The sequence below is a fragment of the Thioclava sp. UBA3469 genome (genome assembly GCF_002378135.1).
Taxonomy (GTDB): Bacteria; Pseudomonadota; Alphaproteobacteria; order Rhodobacterales; family Rhodobacteraceae; genus Thioclava; species Thioclava sediminum.
Map to the genome: position 1 here is coordinate 2,449 of NZ_DFRG01000050.1, position 1,411 is coordinate 3,859.

Sequence of the window (1,411 nt, forward strand, 5' to 3'; positions counted from 1 at the left end):
CATGTGCTGGGCTCGGCGCAGATCGCGATCACGCATCGCGGGCAGCGGATCGTGGCGTCGGGCGATTACGCGCGCGTCTCGAACCCCTCCTGCGCGCCCTTCGAGCCGGTGCCCTGCGATACGTTCATTACCGAGGCGACCTTCGCGCTCCCGGTGTTCAAACATCCCGACCCGGCTGACGAGATGGCCAAGCTGATGGCTTCGATGCGCGCAGCCCCCGAGCGCCCGCATCTGGTGGGTGCCTATGCACTGGGCAAGGCGCAGCGGGTCATCATGCTGGCGCGCGAGGCGGGCTATGACGCGCCGATCTACATCCACGGAGCGCTGCAAAAACTCTGCGACTATCACATCGAGCAGGGCATCCCCTTGGGCGATCTGCGCCCCGCCACGATGGACAAGGCCGAGGCGCGGGCGCTGCGCGAGGCGCTGGTGATCGCGCCGCCCTCCGCCTTTTCCTCGCCTTGGGTGCAGCGCTTTGCCGATCCGGTGATCTCTTTTGCCTCGGGCTGGATGCAGATCCGCGCCCGTGCCCGCCAGCGCGGCGTCGAACTGCCTCTGGTGATCTCGGACCATATCGACTGGGTCGACCTGACGCGCACGGTGCGCGAGATCGATCCATCCGAGCTATGGATCACCCATGGCCGCGAAGAGGCACTGATGCGCTGGGCCGAACTGGAGGGGCGCGTGGCTCGTCCGCTGCACCTCGTGGGCTATGAGGAGGAGCCGGAATGAAAGCCTTCGCGGTCCTTCTCGAACGGCTCGCCTTCACGCCGGGGCGCAATGCCAAGCTCGACGTGCTGGGTGATTACCTGCGCCATGCGCCCGACCCCGAGCGCGGCTATGCGCTGGCGGCGCTCACCGGAGAGCTGGAGCTGGGCCGGGCGCAGCCTGCGGTCCTGCGCGCGATGGTGGGCGAGCGGGTCGATCCCGAGCTGTTCGCGCTGTCCTATGACTACGTGGGCGATCTGGCCGAGACGATCGCGCTGATCTGGCCGCAGGAGAATACGGCCCAGGACGTCGATCTGGTAGAAATCGTCGAGACCTTGCAGGACACGCCGAAAACCCGCGTCGGGCCGCTGATCGCCGGGTGGCTGGATCGGTTGGAGCCCTCGGAACGCTATGCGCTACTCAAACTCGCGACCGGGGGGCTGCGCGTGGGTGTCTCGGCGCGGCTTGCGCGGGTGGCGCTGGCCTCGGTCGGCACGCCCGAGCTGGAGGAGATCGAGGAAATCTGGCACGGGCTCTCGCCGCCCTATCAGCCGCTTTTCGACTGGATCGAGGGCGGCGAGAAGCCCGAGCGTGCGGGGTTTGCGCCCTTCCGGCCGGTGATGCTCTCGACGCCCACCGATCTCGAGGCGCTCACCGACCTGCCACCCGGCGATTTCGCCGCGGAATGGAAATGGGACGGCAT

At 67.8% G+C, this 1,411-nt stretch carries 1 protein-coding gene and 1 pseudogene; both read left to right on the plus strand.

Going from position 1 to position 1,411, the window contains the following annotated elements:
* A partial coding sequence (locus B3D39_RS03725; RefSeq protein ID WP_286789394.1) for a ligase-associated DNA damage response exonuclease occupies window positions 1-732 on the plus strand: 732 nt, incomplete at its 5' end.
* Window positions 729-1,411, plus strand: a pseudogene (locus B3D39_RS03730) (ATP-dependent DNA ligase); the annotation flags it as partial. The gene B3D39_RS03725 and the pseudogene B3D39_RS03730, both read left to right, overlap by 4 nt.